Origin of the sequence: Gluconobacter morbifer G707 (assembly GCF_000234355.1) — a bacterium.
In the GTDB taxonomy this organism is placed as follows: Bacteria; Pseudomonadota; Alphaproteobacteria; order Acetobacterales; family Acetobacteraceae; genus Gluconobacter; species Gluconobacter morbifer.
Genome location: NZ_AGQV01000001.1, coordinates 523,833 through 547,427 on the forward strand (window position 1 = coordinate 523,833; position 23,595 = coordinate 547,427).

The following is a 23,595-nucleotide window of genomic DNA, read 5'->3' on the forward strand; positions in this document are numbered from 1 at the left end:
CTGTTCCGCGAAAAAAAGCCGCTCCGGGCAACCGGGGCGGCTTTTTCTGTTTCGGTCAGGAGCAATGATCAGACAGCCCTGTCCAGATCCGCTTCTCCTTTCATGGGCTCTTTGCCGTGGGCCATGATGAGATCGTGCAATGCCGTATCGGCCGTGCGGACGGTTTCAGCGTCATAGCCCTTGGCGACAAGGGCCACGCCTTTTGTTCCGTCCGAAAGCTGATAGGGGTAGGAGCCGAGGTCAATCGTCGGGAAGCGCGTCTGGAGCAGGCGCAGGTCCTCGGCGAAATCGCCTTCCTTCAGTCCGGCGGCGTGCCAGCTGGCGGAAGCCAGGGGGGCGCTTTTTTCAAACTGCGGGACAAGCCATTCCACCATGGATGCGAAAATGGATGGCACGCCCGCCATGACATGCACATTGCCGATCGTGAAGCCCGGAGCGGCTGACAGGGCGCTGAGGATCGGTGTGGCGCCTTCGGGGAGATCTGCCATGCGCTGGCGGGCGGCGTTGAATTTTTCCCGGCCCATCACGGCTTCCATGGCCTGATAGCTCTCCTCGTGCCGGACGAGCGGGACACCGAAGGCACGGGCGATGCAGTCGGCCGTGATGTCATCATGGGTGGGTCCGATGCCGCCGGACGTGAACACGATGTCGAACGCTTTGCGGCACTCATTGACCGTATTGATGATGCGGTCCGGGATGTCGGGAATGACCCTGACTTCCAGCAGTCTGATCCCCTGCGCATTGAGGGCACGGGCCAGAACCCGTGTATTGGCGTCCTGTGTCCGGCCCGAGAGGATCTCGTTGCCGATGACCAGGAAGCAGGCGGTTTTTTGAAGCATGGGCACGCTCCTGATAGTCTTCTCCCCGAACGTAACGCCTTGCCGGACGTTGTCGAGAGCAAACCCTTTTGATCTTTTGTGGAACAGGAACGCTTATGAGCTTCAAGCATAACCAGCCGGAATGCATTCTTGACCTCAGGGCAATGCTGGGAGAGGGGCCGGTCTGGGCCGAGGCGGAGCAGTCTCTTTATTTCGTTGATATTGCGGCGGCGAAGGTTCATCGCTTTACGCCGTCCAGCGGTGCACTGAAGACCTGGGACGCTCCGGACCGCGTGGCTTTCCTTCTGCCCACGACGAAAGGGACGTTCCTGGCGGGGCTGCCGAAAGGGCTGCATCGTTTTGACCCGCAGACAGGAACGTTTTCCGAGGATGCGGTGATCGAACCTGACTATCCACATAACCGGCTCAATGACGGATGTGTGGACCCGCAGGGCAATGCGTGGTTCGGCACCATGGATGATAACGAAAAGGAACCGAGTGGCTCGATCTATCGGGTCATCCATACGAAGGACGGTCTGCGCGTTGCACGGCATGATGAGGGTTATACCGTTTCCAACGGTCCTGCCGTCTCTCCGGACGGGACTGTCCTGTATGTCTGTGACAGCCCGGAACAGACGATCTATGCCTTTGATGTCGGGGAAGACGGCACGCTGAGCGGAGAGCGTGTCTTTGCGCGGCTTGAGAACGGTTATCCCGACGGTGTGGTGACGGATCGGGACGGGAACATCTGGGCCGGCACGTGGGGTGGCGGACGCATCAGCCGCTTCCGTCCGGATGGAAGCGAACTGCCGTCCATTCCGATGCCTGTCTCGAACGTGACGAAGGTGGCGTTCGGGGGGGAGGACTGGAAAACGGTTTTCGTGACGACGGCGCGCAAGGGGCTGTCAGAAGATGTGCTGAAAAAGGAACCGCATGCTGGCTCCCTGTTTGCGTTCCGCACGGATGTTCCGGGCATTCCGCAGCGCCTGTTCCGCATGACGGACTGAGATCCGGGATGTGATCTTCCCCGGGCTGGTCCTGTTCCTGAAGGGTTAGCCCAGAAGGTCCTGCAGAAGCGGGATCAGGGGAAGGTCGGGGTCTGGCATGGGATAGGTTCCGAGGTCTGACGCCGGAACCCAGGCGAGTTCCTGCCCCTCACGCGGGACGGGCGCACCACGCCAGCGGCGGATGACGTACAGGGGCATCAGCAGGTGAAACGGTCCCGCGTTTTCGCTGACGAATGTGAACGGGGCCAGGCAGGCGCCTGTGAGGTCCACGCCGAGTTCCTCCTTCATTTCGCGGAGGAGGGCCTGTTCGGGTGTTTCGTCGCGTTCCACCTTTCCGCCGGGAAATTCCCATAGGCCGGCCAGCCGCTTGCCTTCAGGGCGCTTGGCAAGAAGGATGCGGCCTTCCGCATCCAGCAGGGCGCCTGCCACGACCAGCAGGGTACGGGGTCTGGGCTGTGGCGGGGGGGGTGGGACTGGGGCCGGTGATGGTGAGGGGTCTGCTGTTGGCGGGAGGGGAAGGTCCTGCGGGGCAGTGTCGGGCTGTTCCATGAAGGCTTTGCGCGTCAGTTCGTAGAGGACGACCGGACAGTCATGCCCCCGGGAGACGAAGCGGCGGCGGGACGATCCGGTCTGCTGGAAGCCAAGCTTTCTGAGGACCGAAGCGGAGGCCGGGTTGTCCTCGGCTACGTCCGCGGTCAGCTTTTCCAGTTTTAGGACGGTCAGCGCCCAGTCCATGACGCGCCCGGCGACCTGTGTTGTTACGCCCTGACCCCAGTGTGCGGAGGCCAGCCAGTACCCCAGCGACCCTGACCGGCGATCATCCGACAGGACGACCCCGACCGCGCCAAGCAGTTTGCCCTCTTTCGTGATCGCGAAATGATGGGCTGATCCATGCAGGCTGCTGTCACGCGTGGAGGCGATCCACTGCTCTGCCAGCGGGCGCGGGTAGGGGAAGGGGAGCCGGCTGAGCATCCGGACCACGCTCCAGTCATTGACCAGGCGGTGCAGGGCGGGCGCGTCATCCGGATGCAGGGGGCGGAGCAGAAACTCCCCTGCTTTCAGGTCGGGTGTCATGTCAGGTTGGTTTGCCCTGATCCATGGGGATGCCGCCGCGGACCAGCAGACGCCGCAGCATGTTGATTACGGGAAAGACTTCCTGGTTGTGGTCTCCGCCCAGTTCCTGCCAAGCCGCCTGTTCCAGTTCCACGATGTCGCGGTCTTCCCTGAAGATCCGTTCCGTAAACGCGACGAGGAAGGGCCATGCCAGATCCAGAACCGCGCGTAGTTTCGGGCGGCGGATGGAGAGCAGGCCGAAGACGCGGCAGGTTTTTTCGTCTGCATCCTGCGGGACATAGACGATCCAGAGATCCATGACGGGTGGTTCGTCCCCCGTTGCGATCCTGAGGGTCTGGTACGGATATTCCGTACGGATCGTCATGACGTCCTTGTGGGCGTATTTTTCGCTGGCGTCGCGACGTTCCCCGAAAATGAACGTTTCGCCCCAGGGCTGTTTTCCGCCTGTGCGGGCGAAGCTGTAGCGGGCTTCCACCAGAAGGGGTTCGTCGCGGCCGCCCAGGAAGCGGGGCTTCATCTGGCCCATCTGCTTGGAGTGCATGAACTGATGGTTCATGTCCATCAGGTTCTCATGCATGAAGCTGTAGTGGCAGTTGACCTTCTCTCCGAAGCGGCGGGTCTTGTAGGCCGGGTCGGCCACAGAGCCGAGTTTCGGGAACGGAACGCTGTCAGCCTTCGCGGGGTCGCCGGGGAAAATGAAGATCAGGCCGTCCTGTTCGCGGCAGGGATAGGTCCGGACGCCGTTGGGAAGTTTGCCCTTGCCGAGATAGGGCACGTCGATGCAGCGGCCTGACCGTCCGTAGGCCCAGCCATGATAGCAGCACTGGACTGCCTCCCCGCTGACCTTGCCGAGGCTGAGGGGGACCTGCCGGTGGGCGCAGCGGTCTTCCAGCGCGAAAACCTTCCCGTCCATCGGGCGCACGAGAGCGATGGGCTGACCGGCATAGCGTGTCCCGATGGTTTTGCCCCGTTTGAGTTCGCGCGACCATGCGACAGGATACCAGTAATCGGGGTTGGAGCGGACGCGCCGCAGATCTGTGCTGGAAGTGGTCGCTGGCGCTTCCATGACTGAATCAACCGAATCAGCCGCGTCGGGGGCGATGACAGAAGAAGTTACGATGGTCTGCGACATTGGCATCCTGATCCGACTATAAAACCGCATGTTCAAGCGTGTTTGAGGCAGCGAACCCTAACAGGCAATGACATAGAACAGAAAGCGTTATCCGTTGATCAGAAAAAGCGCGTCTTTCCGGCAACATAAGGTAAAAAAACTCCGGTGGGACGTCATGAAAACATCATCTTCCGACGGTGGCGCTTTTCTTTGACGGGCGGCATGTTCTAGGACACCGCTTCCCCACGGAAATCCAAGTCTGAATCCCTGTTCTGGAGTGTCGCTTTCGGTGCGAACAAAATCCCTGCTTGTCTCTTCCATCGCACTGTTTGCCTTTCGTCACGTGGCTTTTGCCGCCGCTGCCCCTTCCGACGATACAGGCCGGCCGGCTGCGCCTGTTTCCACGTCCGCACATCCGCAGGCGGGTGCGGCGAAAGCCCGGCGCCCTCATCCGACGAAGACTGTCGAGGCGCGTTCGGGAGAGACACTTTCTGTTACGGCGCGGCAACTGACGGGGCGTGATGCGGAACAGGCCGTGTCCCGTGCCGTGATGCGGCAGTATGTTCCGGGAACCAGCGCCTACAAGATGCTGGATCGTACGCCGGGCGTCAGTTTCAGTTCCACAGATCCGTTCGGCATCGACAGTTTCGGCGCCAATCTCTATGTCCGCGGCTTCTTCATGGATCAGCTTGGCGTGACGGTGGACGGTGTGCCCCTGAACGACCAGACCTATCAGTCCGTCAGCGGTATGAGCCTAGCGTCCGCCATCATTCCGGACGACATCCAGTCCGTGCGCATGTCGCAGGGCGCGGGGTCTGTCGAGCTGCCTTCGACGAACACGCTGGGCGGGACGATCCAGATCGGCTCTTCCGATCCGAATGACCAGCGTGGCGGCAAGGTCAGCCAGTCCTTCGGGAGTTACAGTTCCTACCGGACCTATGTCCGGCTGGATTCCGGCAAGCTGAACAGCACCGGCACCAAGTTCTATACGTCCTATGCCCGCACCGATGAGGGCATGTGGATGGGTGGGGGCGACCAGTTCATGCAGCAGGTGGACGCCAAGCTCGTGCAGCCCATCAATGAGCGCAGCCGCATGTCCGCGTTCTTCAACTGGTCCAGCCTTGCGCAGTGGAATTATCCGGATACGTCTGTTGGCATCCTGCAACATGATGGCTGGCGCACGCCCCATCTCTATCCGAATTATGCCCTGGCCTACGGGATTGCGAATGGTACGGCGGCCGTTCCTGCCGGTTATGGCAGCGTGCCGGGGATCGATGGTTCCGATATCGCGATGTATGATGGCGGGCAGGCCGAGACCAATTACATGGGCGGTCTGCACTTCGATCTGGCGCTGACTGACAATCTGACCTGGAATACCACCATTTATGGTCACAGCCAGACCGGATATTATAGCTATACGGATTCAGAAGATCCGTCTCCGAATGGTGCGCCGTTTTCCGAGGAAGTCTGGCAGAACCGGCAGGAGCGTTACGGTATTGATACCAGTCTGCGGTACAAATGGGGGCGTCATACCTTCGAAGGGGGCGTCTGGTACGAGAACAACAACCAGCAGGCAGGTCTTTTCAACTATCAGGAGCCTCTGCTCGGGCATGGTGCGCCGCTTAAGGCCGTTGGTCCTTATGATGTGTATGGTCCTGCCTTTCTGGAAGGGTACAACTTCCAGTGGACGACCAATGTCATGCAGTTCCACCTTCAGGACAGCATCCGGCTTCTGCCGAACCTGACCCTTCATGCCGGTTTCAAGTCCATGGTTGCCACGACGGCCGGTGGTGCGAACTACAACAATTCCGACTGGACGGGGGCGGATGCCCTGCCGAATGGTACCCTGACGGCTTCACAGGCTTTCCTGCCGCATATCAATCTCGACTGGCACATCAATTCGCATCATGAAGTCTATGTGGATGTGGCGGAAAACATGCGCGCCTATGAGGTCTCGGCCTATGGTGTGGCGAACTCCATCTATTCCGTGCAGGATCAGGCGACCTTCCAGGCCCAGAAAAAGGCTCTCGAACCTTCGAAGGCCTGGGTCTATCTGGGTGGATACCGCTATAGTTCGAAGCTGCTTCAGGCGAATGCGACAGTTTATCATGCCAGCCTGATCCATCCGATCCTTGCGGCGGCCGTGGGGTCCCTGACGAACCCGGTCTCGCAGGTGATCGATTTCGGACATATTTCCATGACGGGTGCGAACGGTGCGATCACCCTGACGCCGGTACAGGGGGTGAGCTTCACCAATACGCTGAGCTACAACAAGGGAACCTACGACCGGAATGTGGATACGGTTGGTGGTTACTATGCGCTCGCGGGCAAGAACATCGTCAATTATCCCGCCTGGATGTACAAGACATCCATTGCCTATAGCTGGAAAGGCATGACGGCGCATTTCGATGCGAACTATTTCGGCCGCCGCTATTACAGCTTCATGAATGATACATCCGTGGCGGGATATTGGCTTGCCAATACGGGCATTGAATACCGGTTTGGCAAGCTGAGCGTGCTGAAGGACGTCACGGCGAGCTTCAATGTCTATAACCTGTTTAATAACAAGTACATTTCCATGATGGGCGAGAATGATAATCCCGCGGCAGGCGATTACCAGTCCATGGAGCGTGGCGCCGTAAGGGAGTTTTTCGGGACGGTAAGCGCCTCTTTCTGAATGTAGCAATACGTAAAAACAGTCTGGGGAAAGCTGCCTGTTTGAAACAGCTTCCACGACCGGTTTCTGGCTTGGCCCTTCCTTACTGGAAGGGCTTTTTTTATGGACTCCGTTATTTTTTCACATTGGCAAATTTGAAGAACTGATGGCGGAAAAGTGCCATTTTTGAGACAAATCAAAATTAGTGTTAACGGATATTAACGTAAAAATAACTATGTATACCCCTAATCAAAATGGGAGTTTCATAAGAATCCTTTCTGTAATTAAAGAGTCTATGATACCATTCTGTGAGAGAAAACGATTCGGAGCCTAGAAGAGAAGAAATAACGATGGAGTCAATGAGGATCAAGCTACTGTTTGTTTCTCATAAACACATGGGTGTTAACATTTAATAACCACATTCAGGGCGCGGAAGTGCCAGGAGCTCTAATCATGAGTCAGATAGGTAATATTTTTTACGGAAGCGGAAACACTCTGACATCCAGCGGAAGTTATTCTCTTGATCCGGGAGCGGTCCTTGGGATTCTCGGAAATGGAGGACTGACCGTTGAATCGCAGGATGGCAGTCCTGTTGATGCGACGATCACTCTTGTAGGGCTTCTGGACCTGCCTGTTACAGCAGCATCAACCTATAGTGTTACTGCGGATGCCAATACTGTTGTTGCAGTCACTGCCAGTTCGGTGGGTGCAGCGACGGTTACAGATCTTAATGCCGACGGCGGAACGATCGCTATTTCTGGTGGGCTGCTCTCTGCGCTGACCGGAACAACGGTCAATATCACCAATGGCGGAACCTTCAGTGGCGCCGGCGCCATTTCTGTTGCCAGCGGCCTGACGATCAATTTCGGCGATGGGGGCGGTACGCTGAACCTGGCGGGATCTTCCGCGGGTATTGCGCTTCTGTCGGGGGCATCGATCAATGGCTTTGGCGCTGGCGACAAGATTATTGTCAGCAGCAATGGCGCGACAGCTACGGTGACGGACGTTTCCTATAGCAGCCTGCTGGGGACCTCCACGCTGACTTTCAGCAATGGAGATACGCTGTCTCTGGTCGGAGAATATACAGACCACGAAGATGGAAACGGGACATATATTTCCACGGAAGCCGTTACTAACGGCGCCGGTACGGAACTCGTGGTTGCCTGTTTCTGCCGTGGTACGATGATCGGCACATCGGAAGGTGAGCGGTCTGTCGAAGATCTTCAGATCGGTGATCTGGTCCTGACGGTTTCGGGGAAGGCGGAGCCTGTCCGCTGGATCGGTCGTCGGAGCTATTCACGGCGGTTTGCCGCGCTCAATCCGGATGTCATGCCGGTCGTATTCCGCCAGGGTTCTCTTGGAAACGGTCTGCCGACACGGGATCTGTCTGTGTCGCCCAAGCACGCCATGCTTCTTGATGGCGTCCTGATCCCTGCGGAAGCTCTTCTGTGCGGTACGGCCATCGCCCGTTCGTGGCAGAACAGTGATGTGGTGGAGTATTTCCACATCGAACTGGATGGGCATCAGGCTGTCTATGCCGAGGGCGCTCCTACCGAGAGCTTTGTCGATGATGGCAGCCGCCACATGTTCCATAATGTGGATGAATACAAGGCGCTCTATCCCGACCGGGTCATGACCTCTGTTCGTTATTGTGCTCCGCGTCTTGAAGACGGGCGCGAACTTGAAGAAATCCGCCGTCGCCTGCGCGCGGTCAATGCGGATCAGGAAAAGCTTTCCGCCTGACATCGATAGGGTCTGCATAACGCATGTCGGAAAAAACGGACGGCGGGAAAGATTTTCCCGCCGTTCGAGGCCTCGTCGAGCGGGTCGACAGGGTCTCGATCAAAGGATGGGCCTGTGACGGGTCGGAACAGCCCGTCCGGCTGCGGCTTTACTGCAATGATATTGTACTGGGTAGTGTAACCGCTGATCAGTACAGACCGGATCTTCAGGAAAGTGGTGGCGGTTCTGGTCATCACGGTTTCATTTTCATTGTCGAGGGAGGATTGCCTGCCGGAAGGCGGCTGAAAATCCGTGCCTGTCGCGAGGAAGATGAGGCTGAGCTCCCCGGCTCACCCTACAGGGTCGGGTTTCCGACCCTGGGAACGGCGCCGGCCGCTGTGTCGCCCGGCCGAAAGAGTGAAGGCAGCGGCTTCCTCGATATCGTGGAGCGTCGCCGCATCCAGGGCTGGACCTGGGACAGTCAGCAGCCGGAGAAGTCCTTTCTGGTCCAGATCATAGATAATGGTGAGGTTCTGGCGGAAACCGTTGCGAACCGTTTTCGTCCTGATCTGGAGAAGGCTGGTGTAGGGAGTGGACATTTCGGATTCAGTATTGTCCTGCCGACGGGGCTGACGCCGACCAGGCGGCATGTCATCCGGGTGATCCGTGAGGATGGTGTGGAACTGGATGGCTCCCCTCATGTTCTGGAGCCGCTTTCGGTATTCAATGATGAACTGCTCTGCTTCCTGCGGGCGGAAGCGCAGGCTGTCGGGTCACGGGAGGAACAGGAGCGCGTTGCAGCACTCTGTCTGGAAACAGCGTCAACGCTGCGGAAGTGTGCCAACAGGGATCTGACCCGCCATACAGACCTTGCCGTGGACCGTGAACTGGCGCTGCGCCTGTGTGAAGAGGGCTCTGCTGTCCCTGATTCGCGGAGCAACATGAGGGCTCTGGTTGTGGATGCCCGCTACCCGGATCCGAACCGTGACGCCGGCTCGAACGCCATTCTGTCGCATATGAGGGCGCTCGTGGATCTGGGGTATGAGGTCTTCTTCACGGCGATGGGAGAAGGCAGGCCTGACCAGGCGCGGATTGACGCGCTGATACGGGACGGAATTCAGCCGCTGCATGCTCCGCTGTTCGAGACGGTGGAAACCGTCATTCGTGGGCAGCCGAACAGCTTTGGTCTGATTTATCTTCATCGTGTGGAAGTCGCTCTCGCCTATATCGGGCTGGTTCGCCTGTATCAGAAACAGGCGCGCGTTCTTTTTTCGGTCGCGGATCTGTCCCATGTCAGGCTTCAAAGGCAGGCGGAAGAACTGGATGACCCTCTTGCCGAGGCCAATGCCAGACGGATGAAGACGCTTGAAAGAATATGTGCGATCCAGGCGGACGCAGTGATTACCCATTCTCCGGAAGAACTGCGCCTGCTTGGGGCGCTGGCTCCCCGGACGCCTGCTTTTGTTGTGCCATGGGCCGTTCAGACACCTCCGGTCTCTCCGCGTCTTGAAGGCAGACATGGCTGCATCTTTGTGGGGCATTACGGCCATCTGCCCAACGATGATGCGGCGATATGGCTGATTCAGGAGATTGTGCCGCGTATTCATGAGAGGCGGCCGGATATTCCCTGCTATCTCGCAGGCTCTTACATGCCGGAACATCTTCGCAGTCTCGGGCGTGAGAATGTCACGATCCTTGGGTATGTTCCTGCTCTGGCTGATGCGCTGGCGAATGTGCGGGTCGGTCTGGCGCCCCTGCGGTTTGGCGCGGGCATCAAGGGGAAGGTGCTGGATATGCTGGGGCATGGTCTGCCGGTTGTCATGACGCCGGTTGCGGCGGAGGGGATCCCTTTGACGCCCGGTCTGGCAAAACTGGTCAGGCAGACGGCGGATGAGATCGCCGATTCCGTCATTGCCCTGCATGAAACCGATGATGCCGGCGGGTATGGGCGCGAAGGTGTTGCGTTTATCCGGGATCACTACAGTGCGGCGGATGTCGTGCGGGCCATGCGGGAGGCGATTGCCGCTCTGTCGTAAGGGGAGGTTTCTGCGTGGAGCGCTGGCAGTTTTTTTTTGCAGGCTCCACGCAGATTGGTCGGTTTTTCAGGGCTGGGGCGAATGGACGCCGAGTTCCGCGCTCAGTTCGTTGATGAACTGGGACGCGACGCGCCCTGAGCGGCTGCCGCGGCTCATGGACCATTGCAGGGCGCGGCGATGCAGCGTTTCCCGGTCGACGGGAAGTTTCAGGTTGTCGGCGTAGGCATCCACGATGGCCAGGTAATCATCCTGTGTGGCGCTGTAGAGGCCGATCCAGAGGCCGAAGCGGTCGGAGAGGGAGACTTTCTCCTCGATGGCCTCGGCGGGGTTGATCGCGCTGCCGGACTCGTTCTCGATCATTTCGCGCGGCATGAGATGACGGCGGTTGGAGGTGGCATAGACCAGAACATTTTCCGGCCGGCCGCCAATTCCGCCATCCAGAACGGATTTGAGGGATTTATAGTCGGCGTCCTGACTTTCGAAGGACAGGTCGTCACAGAACAGGATGCACCGGCGTTTCGTCTGGCGCAGGACGGCCAGAAGTTTTGGCAGCGTGGAGAGTTCGTCGCGCTGGATCTCGATCAGAGCCAGTGTCGCGCCTTTCCGGGCGCGCTGCTCGGCATTCACTGCGGCGACCGATGCTTTGACCAGGGAGGATTTCCCCATCCCGCGCGCGCCCCACAGCATCACGTTGTTGGCGGCGTAGCCTTCCGCAAAATGGCGGGTATTGGCCATGACCTGTTCCATCTGGCGCTGGACGCCGCGCAGAAGTCTCAGGGGGACGCCCGAGACTTTCTCGACCGGCGTCAGCGTGCCCAGCGCGGCCTGCCAGATGAAGGCGTCATGATGGTTGAGAATATCGGCGCCGGGCGGCTTGGGGCTTATGCGCTCGAGGCTGTCTGCGATGCGTGTGAGGACGCTGAGCAGAGGGTGATCGGTCATGGGAATCGGTCCTGCGGGGAGAAAGGGGAAAGACAGGAAAACGTCACCGTCCTTGACGGGAGGCCACCGGACGATATGGTCCCCGCCAGCTTCACTCAAGACTGGACCCGTATTCATGAGCAGTCTGTTCATTTCTTCCGCGCAGGCCGCCGATGGCGGTGGTCTGCTGAGCAACCCGACGGTGTTGCAGTTCGCCCCGATGATTTTCATCTTCGTGGTGTTCTATTTCCTGCTGATCCGTCCGCAGCAGCAGCGCCAGCGCAAGATCCGCGAAGAGCAGAATGCCCTGCGTCGCGGCGACAAGGTCGTGACGGCAGGCGGTATTGTTGGCGTCGTGCAGGCCACGCGTGATGATGCCAATGAGATCGATGTGGAAATCTCGCCGGGTGTCCGCGTGAAGATTGTCCGCAGCACCATCACGACAATTCTGCCGCGCGAGAAGCCTGCCAACGATTCCTGACCGTCGTTGACGCGATGTTCATGAAAAACGCCCCGCCGGAGGACCGGTCGGGGCGTTTTCCGTTTCAGGCCGTCTGAAGGATCAGGCGGACTTCAGTTCGGCTTCTGCAAACTCGTAGTTCGCCAGCTTGTCCAGATAGTTCGTGATGTAATCCGGGCGGCGGTTACGGAAGTCGAGGTAGTAGGCGTGTTCCCACACGTCCAGACCCAGCAGGGCCTTGCCTTGGCCTTCGGCCAGCGGGTTGGAGCCGTTGGCCGTCTTGGTTACGGCCAGCTTGCCGGACTTGTCGAGCACGAGCCATGCCCAGCCCGAACCGAACTGCGTGGCTGCGGCCTGCTTGAAGAGCTTCTTGAACTCTTCGACCGAGCCGAAATCCTCGACGATCTTCTTTTCAAGAGATGCCGGGATCTTGCCGCCTTTCGGGGAAAGGTTCTTCCAGAACAGGATGTGGTTCCAGTGCTGGCCGGCATTGTTAAAGACCGGTGCGATGTCCGGCTTGCCGTAGGACAGGGCGATGATCTCTTCGAGCGACTTGCCGCCCAGCAGGTCCGGCTTGCTTTCCACGAAACCGTTCAGGGCCGTGACATAGGCCTGATGGTGTTTGTCATGGTGCAGTTCCAGCGTTTCCTGGCACATGCCGGCACCGGCGAGAGCATTTTCCGCGTAGGGCAGGGGGGGTAGTTCAAAAGCCATGATGTCACTCCTTGGCAGGGTAAGGCGAAAGACCCGTCCGTTCTAACGGGTGCTTCCGTCCATCGTTCTCATTTATGGGGCAGGTTGGCAACGCTATGTTCCATTGCCCCGATCAGCGCCGAATAATCGTCATCGGCATGCTGGCGGTTGGAGAGAGCCAGTGCCTGGTCCGATACTGCCATGGCAGGCATGAAAGCGCCGACCTTGCGTCCCGCATCGATCAGGAGTCCCATGTCCTTGGACATCAGGCGTGTCGGGAACTGGGACGAAAATGTGCGCTTCTGTGCCATGCCGAGCTTGCGCTTGTGGTGCGGGCTGACGACGCCGACCTGCTGGAGGGTATCAAACACCACATCGCGGTCAATGCCGGCGGCCAGACCGTAGGTCACCGCTTCGGCGATGACGTTCAGCGTCGCGCCCATCACACCGTTGACCGCCAGTTTCAGACGTGCGGCCGAGCCGTGCGGTCCGGCATGGACGGTCAGTTTGCCGATGACGTCGAGAATCGGTTTTGCACGTTCGACGGTCTGTGCGTCTCCGCCGACCATCATGACGAGTTCTCCTTTCTCGGCTTCCGGGGTGCTGCCGGACATGGGGGAGTCGAGAAGGGCGAACCCGTGATCCTTCGAAATCTTTGCGAAGGCGTCTGCCTGTTCGGGGGAAACGGTGGATGTATCCAGGACCAGCTTGTCGGGCGTCAGGCCGGCCAGTGCGCCATCGCTGCCGTTGAGGGAATGGTTTTCCGCGGCATCATTGGGAACACAGAAAATGATGACATCGGAGGCTTCGGCAAGGGCTTTGGGGGAGGGAAGCATGTCCGTTCCGTCAGGGCTTTTGCCGGAAGGCGTGTAGGCGATGACGGGATATCCTGCTTTCTTGAGATTTGCGCCCATCCGGCTGGCCATCGCACCATATCCGATAAAACCGATTTTCGTATCCTTCATGGAAACTGGCTCCTTCATATGCGTTCAGTAATGTCACGCCTTACAGGTGCCAGAGTTCCCCCGGGCAGGAAATTGATCATGGGTTCCTTCCGTTACACATTGCCGCGCCCGTCGGAAATTACGCCGCGTTCGGTCTATCTCTCGCGCAGGCACATGCTGGGGGGCGGAGCGGCTGCGCTGCTGGCGGCCATGAGCCAGTCAGCCTCCGCCGAGACGCTTCAGACCCATCCCGGGCCCTATTCGGCCGCGCTTCAGCCGACACCGAAGCCGAACGTGACGGGCTATAATAATTTCTACGAATTCGGCATGGGGAAGGATGATCCTGCCCTTCATGCGGACAGTTTCCATCCCCTGCCATGGACGCTCGAAATCGCGGGGCTCGTGAAAAAGCCGCAGCAGATAGACGTTGGGGCGCTGCTTCGCTCTCCGGATATTGAAGAGCGGATCTATCGCATGCGCTGTGTGGAAGCGTGGTCGATGGTCATTCCGTGGGATGGTATTCCGCTTGCGAAAATCCTTCAGGCTGCGGAGCCTGATTCCCGCGCCCGCTATGTTGCTTTTGACAGTGTGCTCCGGCCTGCGGAAATGCCCGGGCAGGATTCTGGTCTTTCGGGTATTGAGTGGCCGTATGTGGAGGGGCTGCGGCTGGACGAGGCCATGAATCCCCTGACGCTGCTGGCGGTCGGGATTTACGGGGAGAGCCTGCCCAACCAGAACGGCGCGCCGATCAGGCTCGTCGTGCCTTGGAAATACGGTTTCAAGGGTATCAAGTCCATCCGCCGCATCCGGCTGGTCGAGGATCAGCCGCCAACGACATGGAACCGTCTGGCTCCGGATGAATATGGCTTTTATGCCAACGTCAATCCGCAGGTGGATCATCCGCGCTGGAGCCAGGCCAGTGAGCGGGTCATCGGTTCTGCGACCCTGTTTGGCGAGAAAAGGCAGCCGACGCTGATGTTCAATGGCTATGGGGAGCAAGTGGCGGGGCTGTATCGCGGTATGGACCTGCATGCCAGTTTCTGAGCGACTGCCAGCAGGGATGCGGATGCTGCGTCGGCACTGGCGGATTGTCCTTTATCCGATCGGACTGGTACCTGCGGGATGGCTTCTCTGGCAGGGGCAGCATGGCCAGCTTGGCGCGGACCCGGTCAATGTCTTTGAGCGTTCGCTCGGATTATGGGCTTTCCGTTTTCTGACCCTGTGCCTGATGCTGGCGCCTCTGCGGGCGATTACGGGCATAAACCTGCTGCGATACCGCCGCCTGACGGGGCTGCTGGCTTTTTTCTATGCCCTGCTGCATTTCTGCGCCTATGTGGGGCTGGATATCCATTTTGACTGGCACGTCCTGTGGAAGGACATCACCAGCCGGCTGTTTCTGATTTTTGGCATGATGGCGCTGCTTCTGCTGTTTCCGCTGGCGCTGACGTCAAATGCTGCATCCATGCGCTGGCTGAAGCGGGGCTGGAAGCGGTTGCACTGGCTGATCTATCCGAGCGCCTGTCTGGCCAGCCTGCATTTCTTCCTGTCGTTCAAGACGCTGAACAGCACGACAGGATTTTACCTGAGTATCATGGCTGCTGTGCTGATGAGCCGTCTTCCGTTTGTGAAAAACTTCCTTCGGACTGTCAGGCGTCCGGGCGCAGGGCCCGTCTGATCTCCGGGATCAGGTCCGTCAGGGTCTGGTGTCTCCGGGTCAGAAGATCAGCCGGGGTGGTCGCATCCGGGAAATGGCAGCCATCCGCAAGGAGGAGGCCGTCGGGAAGGCGGGTGATGTGCCCGGGACGGAAATCCAGCCGCGACAGGGGGATGCCGCAGGCGCCCAGCACGGCAATATGGGCTGTAACGCCCAGTGTGAGCACCATGCGGAGCTGACGCATGGACTGTAGCTCCGCGCACAGCGCCATGCTGCGTTCCTGCAGGTCCGTCGGCAAGGGGAGGGCGTCGGCCGGCAGGTCGGCCATGACGGAGGTCAGGCGTCCTGTGATCTGGTTCTGCTGTGCGCCGGGTAGGCCCAGAACGATGTTACAGTCGCGCAGGAAGTCCGCGAGGATGGGAAAGGCCCGTTCCGGCTCCAGGCAGACGATCAGGATTTCTGCGGAAATTGGTCCGCTTCCTGATGACTCTGGCCCGGTTCCGGCCGCTGGAGGAGGGAGGGTGGATGCGGTTCCGGAATGGGCCTGAAGGGTCATGAATCGCTGGTCTCGTCGCTGTTGATGTCGGCTGGATGACGGACCGGTGCCTGACGGACGCGGGGCTCGGCCTGGCGGCGCGTGAAGGAAGATGCGATGTCCCCCAGTTCCACGAAGCGGTCCGCCTGACGGCGCAGGTCGTCACCGATCATGGGCGGGGTGGAGCGCATCGAGGAGATGACGGTTACGCGCACGCCATGGGACTGCGCGGCCTCGACGGCGCGCCGCAGGTCGGAATCCCCGCTGATGATCACGGCGTGATCGAGGCGGTTGGCCTGCTCCAGAAGATCCACGGTCAGTTCGACATCCATGTTTCCCTTGATACGGCGTCTTCCTGAATGATCCGTAAACTCCCGCGCATTTTTCAGAACGAGGTGATAACCGTTATAGGCCAACCAGTCGGTCAGCGGACGAAGGGGGGAGTAGTCGTCCGTTTCGGGCATGGCGGCGTAATAGAAGGCACGCTGGAACAGGCACTGGCTTTCAAAAAGGGTCCTCAGGCTGCGGAAATCCACCTCGAAACCGAGATTCCGGGCGGCATGGTGCAGACTTGCGCCATCGATAAAAAGAGCAGTACGTTCATTCTGGCGTAGAAGCATGTGGCAATCCTGAATTTTTAAAATATGTTTTGCTGCGATTGGAGCGGAGTGCTGCTCTCATGCTGCGAACGAGCTTGCAAGTGCCCGGGTTCATTTTATGGATTGCGAAAGCAGGCATTGCATTTTGGCCACCTTTATGATAGGTGGACCATTCGTTTGAAATCCTGTTGTTTTACCCGAAGGGGGCCAGCCGCATGGCGCGTGTAACCGTCGAAGATTGCATCGAGAAGGTTCCTAACCGTTTCGAACTGGTCCTGCTGGCCGCCCAGCGCGCACGTGGCCTGTCCCGGGGCGAGGAGCTGCGGGTCGATCGCGATAACGACAAGAACCCGGTTGTCGCGCTGCGTGAGATTGCGGAAGACAAGGTCGGTCTCGATGTTCTGCGCGAAGGCATCATCCGCTCCCTGACGCGCGCTCCCGAGCCTGAGCCTGTTGATGAGGAAGTGATGGATCTGATCCCGACGGATCAGAACATCTTTGGTCTTCAGGATGTCTCCGCCGAAGAAGAGCACGCACATATGGCGGACAACATGTCTCCGGACGAGGCTTCGGCGATTGAAACCGCTCTGGGTGGCCGGGGACGCCGCTGATTTTTCACTCACCCTGCTGAAAGAGAGGGTGTCTCATGCCTGATACATCCTCTCCCGAACCGCAGACTGCCGGCGCTACCGGCGATTTCAAGCCCTCCATCAGCGGGCTTCTGCGGCGGATCAGAAGTTACGATCCACAGGCCGATCTTTCTCTGGTCGAGGCCGCCTATGATGTGGCGGCCGATGCCCATGACGGGCAGCGTCGCGACAATGGCGACGCCTACATCACCCATCCCATTGCCGTAGCGAATATCCTGGCCGGTTTCCGGATGGATGTGACGTCCATCATGGTCGGGCTGCTGCATGATACCGTCGAGGACACGGGCATTTCGCGCGTGTCGCTTCAGGCCCGTTTCGGCGAGGATGTCGCTGCCCTTGTAGACGGCGTGACGAAGCTGACGCGCCTTGAACTGCAATCCGACCGGACAAAACAGGCCGAGAATTTCCGCAAGCTTGTGCTCGCCATGTCGCGGGATATCCGTGTCCTGATCGTCAAGCTGGCGGATCGTCTGCACAATATGCGCACGCTGCATTACGTCCAGCGGCAGGACCGCCGGCAGCGTATCGCACGCGAGACGATGGATATTTACGCGCCTCTGGCCGAGCGTATCGGCATGGATCGCGTCAAGACGGAACTCCAGAACCTGTCCTTCGCCCAGCTTGAGCCTGAGGCGGATGCGTCCATCCGTGCCCGTCTGAACTTTCTGCGCGGGCAGGGGGCGGATGTCATCGAGCAGGTCCGCCGTGAACTGTCGGCGCTCTGCACGGAGGTGGGTGTTGAGAGGTTCGAGGTTACGGGGCGGGAAAAATCGCCCTTTTCCATCTGGGAGAAGATGCAGCGACGCAATGTGGCGTTTGAGCAGCTCTCGGACATCATGGCGTTCCGGCTGATCGTTCCCACGCGGGATGCCTGTTATGCGGCGCTGGGCGCGATTCATGGCGCCTATCCGATGATTGCTGGGCGTTTCAAGGACTATATCTCCACCCCCAAGGCCAATGGTTACCAGAGCCTTCATACGGGTGTGACCCTGCGGCATCCGCGTAACCAGAAGATCGAAGTGCAGATACGCACGGAAGAAATGCACGATCTGGCTGAGAACGGTGTGGCGTCGCACTGGTCTTACAAGGAGAGCGCGACGCCGAGCGAGCGGGAGGCCGCGGCTCTTTCGTCAGCGTTCGGGGCGCATACCCGCAAGCTGCGCTGGGTTCAGGATCTGCTGGAAATCCTGGAGGACAGTCAGGCGCCGGACGAATTCCTCGAAAACACCAAGCTGGAGCTCTATCAGGACCAGGTTTTCTGCTTCACGCCCAAGGGCCAGCTCATCTCTCTGCCGCGGGGCGCAACGCCGGTCGATTTTGCCTATGCCGTGCATAGCCAGGTCGGTGACAGCTGCGTTGGAGCGAAGGTAAATGGCCGTCTCATGCCTTTGCGGCATGAGCTTCAGAATGGCGATCAGGTCGAGATCATGACGGCCCGGGGTGGCACGCCGTCGCCGTCCTGGGAACGGTTTGTCGTCACCGGCAAGGCGCGGGCCCGCGTTCGGCGGTTTGTTGCCCAGCAGCAGCGGCAGGTGAATCTGGACAACGGACGGGCTGCTATTGCCAAGGCTTTCCGTCAGGAAGGTGTGGATGGTTCCGAAAAGGTTCTGGAGGGTGTTCTCAAGGAGCTCCGGCAGACCAGCGTGGAAGACCTGTATGTTTCGGTCGGCAACGGACAGACGGGACCGCGGGATGTCGTGAACGCGGCCTATCCGGAGCTGCGGCAGAGCGTGCGGGCGCCGCGTATGGTGCCCGGGCTTTCTCCGCGCTTCGGTCAGTCGCTGATGCTGGGGGCGGGGAGCAGTACGTCCCGTTCCAGCGCGCCTGCCTCCGGGACGATCCTCAAGGGCGTGGGTGCCGGGATCGCCACCAGCTTCGCCGGTTGCTGCCGCCCGCTTCCCGGGGATCCGATTGTGGGCATCATTGCGCAGGGCAAGGGCATCACGGTGCATCGGCGCGGGTGCCAGAACCTGTCGGTCTTCGCGGAGACGCCGGAACGTTTTCTGGAAATCGACTGGGATTACGAGGCTCTGGGCCGCCGCAAGGATGCCGCGCCCTATACGGCGCGACTGTCTGTCGTGGCGACCAATGAGCCGGAAGTGCTGGCGACGCTGACCAACACGGCCGCCAAGCATCATGGCAGTGTCGTGAACCTGAAGATCGTGAACCGGCAGCTGGATTTCATGGAGATCCTCGTGGATCTGGAAGTCCGGGATCTTCGTCATCTTTCCACGCTGATTGCGGCCTTCCGGACGGCGGTGGGCGTCATGCAGGTCGAGCGCGCGAAGGGATGACGGCGTGATCCTCGGGATGGGGACGGATCTGTGCATGATTTCCCGGATTGAACGCAGCATCGCGCGCTTCGGGGACCGGTTTCTCGCGCGGGTCTATACGGAGGCCGAGCGCGCTCATGCGGACAGACTTGCGGGAGCAGCGCGGATGGGGAGCTATGCCAAGCGCTGGGCAGCAAAGGAAGCCTGCGCCAAGGCTCTGGGGACCGGCTTTGCGCAGGGTGTGCAGCTTCAGGACATCGGCGTCTGCAATGACGGGAAGGGAGCGCCCCGTCTGGCTCTGCGGGGACGCGCGCGGGAGGTGCTGGAGGGGCTGGCGCCGGAAGGCAGCCGGGCGGAGGTGCTTCTCAGCATGACGGATGATCCGCCTTTTGCCCTGGCGCAGGTTCTCATTCAGTCCGTCAGGACGTGAAGCGCTCGCCATTAAGGCCAACCTGCGTTAAGAGCGGGATCATGACACAGGAGAACAAGCCCGTGCAGGGTTCTGACAGTTCAGGCGAGAAACCCGCCCGTCGTGAAGAGACGTTCGGGGAAAGCCTGCGGTATTTTGGCGTATTGCTGCTGGCTGTCTTTGCCGTCCGCTCGATGGTGGTGGAGCCGTTCAATATTCCATCCGGGTCCATGATCCCCACTCTGCAGATCGGGGATTTCGTGCTGGTCACGAAGTTCAGTTACGGTTATTCGCGGTTCTCCTTTCCCTTTTCTCCCAATCTGTTCAGCGGGCGTATCCTTGGTTCCGAGCCGCATCGCGGGGATGTGGCGGTTTTCCGTTACACGCATGATACGTCGATTGATTACATCAAGCGGGTTGTCGGGCTGCCGGGCGATCATATCCAGATGACCGGTGGCAAGCTTTATCTCAATGGCCTTGAGGTTCCGCGTGATTCTCTCGGGCACTATCAGACGCTGGATGAAAACAACCGTCTCCTGAGCGGGGAGCGGTACCGGGAGCATCTGCCGGGCAGCAACGGGCGCCAGCCGGTTGTGCATGACATCCTGAAGCTGACGGATGAAGGCTTTGCCAACGACACCCCGGAATACGTGGTGCCGGACGGGTATTTCTTCGCCATGGGTGATGACCGGGATGACAGTGCGGACAGCCGTTTCCAAGGTGATGGTCCGGATGATCTTGGTTTCGTGCCGATGCAAAATCTGGTGGGACGGGCGCCTGTTGTCCTGTTTTCCGTCGATATGCGGCATCCTGTCTGGGCGTTCTGGTACTGGCCGGCCGAAATCCGCTGGAACCGTTTTCTGCATCTCGTCACATGAAGCTTACTCTCAAAGACGCCATGGACAGGATGGAGCGGGTTCTCGGGCATACATTTTCCCGGCCTGAACTCCTGCGTGAAGCCCTGACCCACCGTTCGGCCGTATCCGGTCGTGATCCCCGCCGGTCCCGGAAGGCGCAGCCTCCGAAGGGCACGGGCTCGAACGAGCGGCTTGAATTCATTGGGGATCGTGTGCTCGGGCTGCTGATGGCGGAATGGCTGCTGGAGCGTTATCCCGAGGAGCAGGAAGGCGCACTTGGCCCCAGGCATGCCCATCTCGTGTCCCGGACCGTTCTGGCTGATATTGCCGATGATCTGGAACTGGAGGAGGCCCTCCAGATTTCTCCCCATGAGGAAAGCGCGGGCATCCGCCGTCTTTCCAGCATCCGTGCGGATGCGATGGAGGCCCTGCTTGGGGCGCTTTATCTGGACGGTGGCATGGAGCCGGCGCGGCGTGTCGTCCGCCAGTACTGGGATTTCCGGATCGACAGTCAGGCCCGTCCGCACAAGGAGCCCAAGACGCTGCTTCAGGAATATCTCCTGTCCAAGGGTCTGCCTCTGCCACAGTATGAGCTGCTGTCGTCGGAAGGGCCGTCCCATGCGCCGGTGTTCCGGGTGGGGGTGAGCGCGCAGGACAGGACGGGGCAGGGAACGGCCGGTAGCAAAAGGCTGGCGGAAAGTGCGGCGGCGACCGATCTTCTCAGAAAACTTGGCCAGCATGTGGCTTCCTGAGCGACTCGTGGAGGGACGCCAGTGGAAAAGGACCAGAACATGACCACGCGTTGCGGCTTCGTGGCCCTTGTCGGCGCACCGAATGCCGGTAAATCGACTCTTCTGAACCGACTGGCCGGCGCCAAGCTGTCCATCGTCAGCCCCAAGGCCCAGACGACCCGTTTCCGGACGCTGGGCATCGTCATGCATGAGGGCGCGCAGATCATTCTTGTGGATCTGCCCGGCATCTTCAAGCCGCGGCGCAGGCTGGACCGTGCGATGGTCAATGCTGCGTGGACGGGATCACAGGATGCCGATCTGACCCTGTTGCTGGTGGATGCGAAAGCCGGTCTGCGGGATGACGTGCGTGAAATCATCGGCCGTCTGGCGGGAAGCGGGAAACGCGTCTGGCTGGTGCTGAACAAGACGGATCTCGTCGACCGTGCAGAGTTGCTGCCCCTGACCAGAGAGATCAGTGACCTCATTCCGGTGGAGCATGTCTTCATGCTCAGCGCCCGTTCGGGGGATGGCGTGAAGGATCTGATGGACCGTCTGGCCGCCGAACTGCCGGAGGGGCCGTATCTTTATCCCGAGGATGACCTGACCGATCTGCCTGACCGTCTGCTGGCCGCCGAACTGGTGCGGGAGCAGATCTTCATGCAGACGCATGAGGAAATTCCCTATCAGGCGACCGTTGAGACCGAAAGTTTCAAGGAGCGTCCTGACGGTTCGGTGCGGATCGAGGTGACGATCTATGTGTCCCGTCCCGGCCACAAGGCGATCCTGATCGGGGAGGGGGGGCACAAGATCAAGTCGATCGGGGCCCGGGCCCGCGCCGAGCTTCAGGACCTTCTGGGCCGGACGTGTCATCTGTTCCTCAATGTCAAGGAACGGGCCGGATGGGACGAGGAAAAGGCCCGTCTGAGGGCAATCGGCCTAGAGGACTGAGCGGGGTTCCGCTGCCCGGGGCGGGAGGTGTTTCATCTCTTCCTGCTCCCTTTGCTTGTTCGCAGCCCCTTGCGTCTGTATGACAGGCCCACGTCAAGACAACCCAGCCAGAGACGCGCATGATGACCGAAAAACGAGAAGAAACGCCCTCCTATAAACGCGTCCTGCTGAAAGTGTCCGGTGAGGCGCTGATGGGCAACGGGTCGTCCGGTGTCGATCCGGAAATGGTGGACATGGTGGCCGCCGACATCGCCGAAGTGGTGAAGTCTGGCGTTCAGGTCTGTCTGGTGGTGGGAGGTGGCAACATCTTCCGTGGTCTGTCGGCCGCCGCGCGCGGCATGGACCGGGCGCAGGGCGATTATGCCGGCATGCTCGCCACCGTCATCAACGCCCTGATGCTCCAGAACGGTCTGGAACGGCAGGGGCTTGAGACGCGCGTCATGACCGCCATTCACATGTCGGCCATTGCCGAGCCGTATATCCGGCGCCGGGCCGTGCGCCACATGGAAAAAGGGCGTGTGGTGATTTTCGCCGCGGGCACGGGTAATCCGTTCTTCACGACGGATACCGCCGCGGCGCTGCGCGCCAATGAAATGGAGTGCGACGCCCTGTTCAAGGGGACGCAGGTCGATGGAATCTATTCCGATGATCCGCGCCGCAATCCGGATGCCGAGCGTTATGACCGGCTGACATACATGGACGTGCTGGCCCGTCAGCTCAACGTCATGGATGCGGCGGCGATCAGTCTTGCCCGTGAAAATAAATTGCCCATCGTGGTCTTCAACATGCATGCTCCCGGGGCTTTTGGCGCCGTTGTCCGCAGCGAAGGCCGCTTCACCAAGGTTGTCGAAGCAGAGTAAGGCTTCACAGCCAGCGAATTTTCGGGGTCCGTGTTGCGGGCCCCTGTTGAATCAGAGAGGAACAGCTCAATGCCTGCTGACCTGAAAGACCTCATCGCTGACCTGACGCGCCGGATGGATGGCGCGATGGAAAGTCTCCGCCGTGACCTTTCCGGCCTGCGTTCCGGTCGGGCCAGTCCGAACCTGCTGGAACCGGTACGGGTCGAGGCCTATGGGTCGGAAGTGCCGCTGTCGCAGGTCGGGTCCATTGCCGTTCCGGAAGCCCGGATGCTGACGGTTTCGGTCTGGGACCGGACAGTCGTGGGAGCCGTGGAGCGCGCCATCCGTGACAGCGGGCTGGGTCTGAACCCAGCTGCCGACGGCCAGACGATCCGTGTTCCCATTCCCGCCCTGACGGAAGAACGCCGCAACGAACTGGCCCGTGCGGCCAGCCGCTATGCGGAGAACGCCAAGATTGCCGTGCGTGGTGTGCGTCGTGACGGCATGGAGCAGACCAAGGCGCTGGAGAAGAAAAGCGAAATCAGCCAGGACGACATGAAGAGCTGGACGGATGCGATCCAGAAGCTGACGGATCAGTACGTCAAGAAGGTTGACGACGTTCTTGCGGACAAAGAACGCGAGATCAAGCAGGTCTGAC

Annotated in this window: 23 protein-coding genes; 15 read left to right on the forward strand and 8 right to left on the reverse strand. The window is 59.9% G+C overall.

All coding sequences use genetic code 11. The annotated features are described in order from the left end of the window. Positions 1 to 68 precede the first annotated feature (68 nt). Positions 69 to 839, reverse strand: coding sequence for a competence/damage-inducible protein A (locus GMO_RS02335; RefSeq protein ID WP_008850651.1), 771 nt, complete (start codon positions 837 to 839; stop codon positions 69 to 71). A gap of 95 nt (positions 840 to 934) precedes the next feature. On the opposite strand from GMO_RS02335, the gene GMO_RS02340 reads away from it, so the two are divergent. Then, on the forward strand, positions 935 to 1,825 hold the full coding sequence (locus GMO_RS02340; protein ID WP_008850652.1) for an SMP-30/gluconolactonase/LRE family protein: 891 nt from the start codon (positions 935 to 937) through the stop codon (positions 1,823 to 1,825). Positions 1,826 to 1,870: 45 nt separating this feature from the next. Here the strand turns inward: GMO_RS02340 and GMO_RS02345 are convergent, their stop codons facing one another. Together GMO_RS02345 and GMO_RS02350 are read right to left on the reverse strand one after the other, a co-directional pair. Beyond that, a complete protein-coding gene (locus tag GMO_RS02345) occupies positions 1,871 to 2,899 on the reverse strand; it encodes a bifunctional GNAT family N-acetyltransferase/(deoxy)nucleoside triphosphate pyrophosphohydrolase (protein ID WP_008850653.1) in 1,029 nt (342 codons plus the stop codon). A 1-nt stretch (position 2,900) separates the two neighbouring features. After that, positions 2,901 to 3,965, reverse strand: a complete 1,065-nt coding sequence (locus GMO_RS02350) for an aromatic ring-hydroxylating oxygenase subunit alpha (protein ID WP_139064367.1) — start codon at positions 3,963 to 3,965, stop codon at positions 2,901 to 2,903. A 334-nt stretch (positions 3,966 to 4,299) separates the two neighbouring features. Between GMO_RS02350 and GMO_RS02355 the strand changes: the two genes are divergently transcribed. From GMO_RS02355 to GMO_RS02360, 3 genes are all read left to right on the forward strand, one after another. After that, positions 4,300 to 6,687, forward strand: a complete 2,388-nt coding sequence (locus tag GMO_RS02355; protein ID WP_040507365.1) for a TonB-dependent receptor — start codon at positions 4,300 to 4,302, stop codon at positions 6,685 to 6,687. A 432-nt stretch (positions 6,688 to 7,119) separates the two neighbouring features. After that, on the forward strand, positions 7,120 to 8,409 hold the full coding sequence (locus GMO_RS13495) for a Hint domain-containing protein (protein WP_008850656.1): 1,290 nt from the start codon (positions 7,120 to 7,122) through the stop codon (positions 8,407 to 8,409). A 23-nt stretch (positions 8,410 to 8,432) separates the two neighbouring features. Continuing rightward, complete coding sequence (locus tag GMO_RS02360) at positions 8,433 to 10,424, forward strand: glycosyltransferase (RefSeq protein ID WP_008850657.1); 1,992 nt, start codon at positions 8,433 to 8,435, stop codon at positions 10,422 to 10,424. A gap of 66 nt (positions 10,425 to 10,490) precedes the next feature. On the opposite strand, the gene GMO_RS02365 is transcribed toward GMO_RS02360, so the two are convergent. Continuing rightward, the gene (locus GMO_RS02365; protein ID WP_175282565.1) at positions 10,491 to 11,366 is read right to left on the reverse strand and encodes an ATP-binding protein; all 876 of its coding nucleotides are present in this window, start codon (positions 11,364 to 11,366) and stop codon (positions 10,491 to 10,493) included. 115 nt (positions 11,367 to 11,481) lie between these two features. Here GMO_RS02365 and yajC point away from each other — a divergent pair, with 115 nt between their 5' ends. Beyond that, entirely contained in the window at positions 11,482 to 11,826 is a 345-nt protein-coding gene (gene yajC, locus GMO_RS02370; RefSeq protein WP_008850658.1) for a preprotein translocase subunit YajC, read from the forward strand. Positions 11,827 to 11,907: 81 nt separating this feature from the next. On the opposite strand, the gene GMO_RS02375 is transcribed toward yajC, so the two are convergent. Then, complete coding sequence (locus GMO_RS02375) at positions 11,908 to 12,519, reverse strand: superoxide dismutase (RefSeq protein ID WP_008850660.1); 612 nt, start codon at positions 12,517 to 12,519, stop codon at positions 11,908 to 11,910. Between the two features lie 68 nt (positions 12,520 to 12,587). Further along, positions 12,588 to 13,463, reverse strand: coding sequence for an NAD(P)-dependent oxidoreductase (locus GMO_RS02380; protein WP_040507366.1), 876 nt, complete (start codon positions 13,461 to 13,463; stop codon positions 12,588 to 12,590). Positions 13,464 to 13,541: 78 nt separating this feature from the next. On the opposite strand from GMO_RS02380, the gene msrP reads away from it, so the two are divergent. Together msrP and msrQ are read left to right on the forward strand one after the other, a co-directional pair. Continuing rightward, positions 13,542 to 14,486: a protein-methionine-sulfoxide reductase catalytic subunit MsrP gene (msrP, locus tag GMO_RS02385; RefSeq protein WP_040507367.1), complete on the forward strand. Its 945-nt coding sequence runs from the start codon at positions 13,542 to 13,544 to the stop codon at positions 14,484 to 14,486. Continuing rightward, the gene (msrQ, locus tag GMO_RS02390; RefSeq protein WP_050801374.1) at positions 14,473 to 15,117 is read left to right on the forward strand and encodes a protein-methionine-sulfoxide reductase heme-binding subunit MsrQ; all 645 of its coding nucleotides are present in this window, start codon (positions 14,473 to 14,475) and stop codon (positions 15,115 to 15,117) included. Before msrP ends, msrQ begins: the two co-directional genes overlap by 14 nt. On the opposite strand, the gene GMO_RS02395 is transcribed toward msrQ, so the two are convergent. Together GMO_RS02395 and GMO_RS02400 are read right to left on the reverse strand one after the other, a co-directional pair. Beyond that, complete coding sequence (locus GMO_RS02395) at positions 15,089 to 15,652, reverse strand: uracil-DNA glycosylase family protein (RefSeq protein ID WP_008850664.1); 564 nt, start codon at positions 15,650 to 15,652, stop codon at positions 15,089 to 15,091. The genes msrQ and GMO_RS02395 overlap by 29 nt on opposite strands. Beyond that, complete coding sequence (locus GMO_RS02400) at positions 15,649 to 16,251, reverse strand: LabA-like NYN domain-containing protein (RefSeq protein WP_008850665.1); 603 nt, start codon at positions 16,249 to 16,251, stop codon at positions 15,649 to 15,651. Before GMO_RS02400 ends, GMO_RS02395 begins: the two co-directional genes overlap by 4 nt. A gap of 194 nt (positions 16,252 to 16,445) precedes the next feature. On the opposite strand from GMO_RS02400, the gene rpoZ reads away from it, so the two are divergent. The 8 genes from rpoZ (at position 16,446) to frr (ending at position 23,594) form a co-directional block, all read left to right on the forward strand. Beyond that, the gene (rpoZ, locus tag GMO_RS02405) at positions 16,446 to 16,841 is read left to right on the forward strand and encodes a DNA-directed RNA polymerase subunit omega (RefSeq protein WP_040507368.1); all 396 of its coding nucleotides are present in this window, start codon (positions 16,446 to 16,448) and stop codon (positions 16,839 to 16,841) included. A 35-nt stretch (positions 16,842 to 16,876) separates the two neighbouring features. Continuing rightward, on the forward strand, positions 16,877 to 19,174 hold the full coding sequence (locus GMO_RS02410) for a RelA/SpoT family protein (RefSeq protein WP_008850667.1): 2,298 nt from the start codon (positions 16,877 to 16,879) through the stop codon (positions 19,172 to 19,174). A 4-nt stretch (positions 19,175 to 19,178) separates the two neighbouring features. Continuing rightward, positions 19,179 to 19,583, forward strand: a complete 405-nt coding sequence (acpS, locus tag GMO_RS02415) for a holo-ACP synthase (protein WP_008850668.1) — start codon at positions 19,179 to 19,181, stop codon at positions 19,581 to 19,583. A 41-nt stretch (positions 19,584 to 19,624) separates the two neighbouring features. Continuing rightward, entirely contained in the window at positions 19,625 to 20,440 is an 816-nt protein-coding gene (gene lepB, locus GMO_RS02420; RefSeq protein WP_008850669.1) for a signal peptidase I, read from the forward strand. Beyond that, positions 20,437 to 21,171 (forward strand): ribonuclease III, encoded by a 735-nt coding sequence (gene rnc, locus GMO_RS02425; RefSeq protein WP_040507371.1) that lies wholly within the window; start codon positions 20,437 to 20,439, stop codon positions 21,169 to 21,171. The genes lepB and rnc overlap by 4 nt, the downstream gene beginning before the upstream one ends. Positions 21,172 to 21,210: 39 nt before the next feature. Next, positions 21,211 to 22,098, forward strand: coding sequence for a GTPase Era (gene era / locus GMO_RS02430; RefSeq protein ID WP_040507372.1), 888 nt, complete (start codon positions 21,211 to 21,213; stop codon positions 22,096 to 22,098). A 122-nt stretch (positions 22,099 to 22,220) separates the two neighbouring features. Further along, positions 22,221 to 22,958, forward strand: coding sequence for a UMP kinase (gene pyrH / locus GMO_RS02435; protein ID WP_040507676.1), 738 nt, complete (start codon positions 22,221 to 22,223; stop codon positions 22,956 to 22,958). A gap of 69 nt (positions 22,959 to 23,027) precedes the next feature. Beyond that, positions 23,028 to 23,594, forward strand: coding sequence for a ribosome recycling factor (gene frr, locus GMO_RS02440; RefSeq protein ID WP_008850673.1), 567 nt, complete (start codon positions 23,028 to 23,030; stop codon positions 23,592 to 23,594). Position 23,595: the final 1 nt, after the last annotated feature.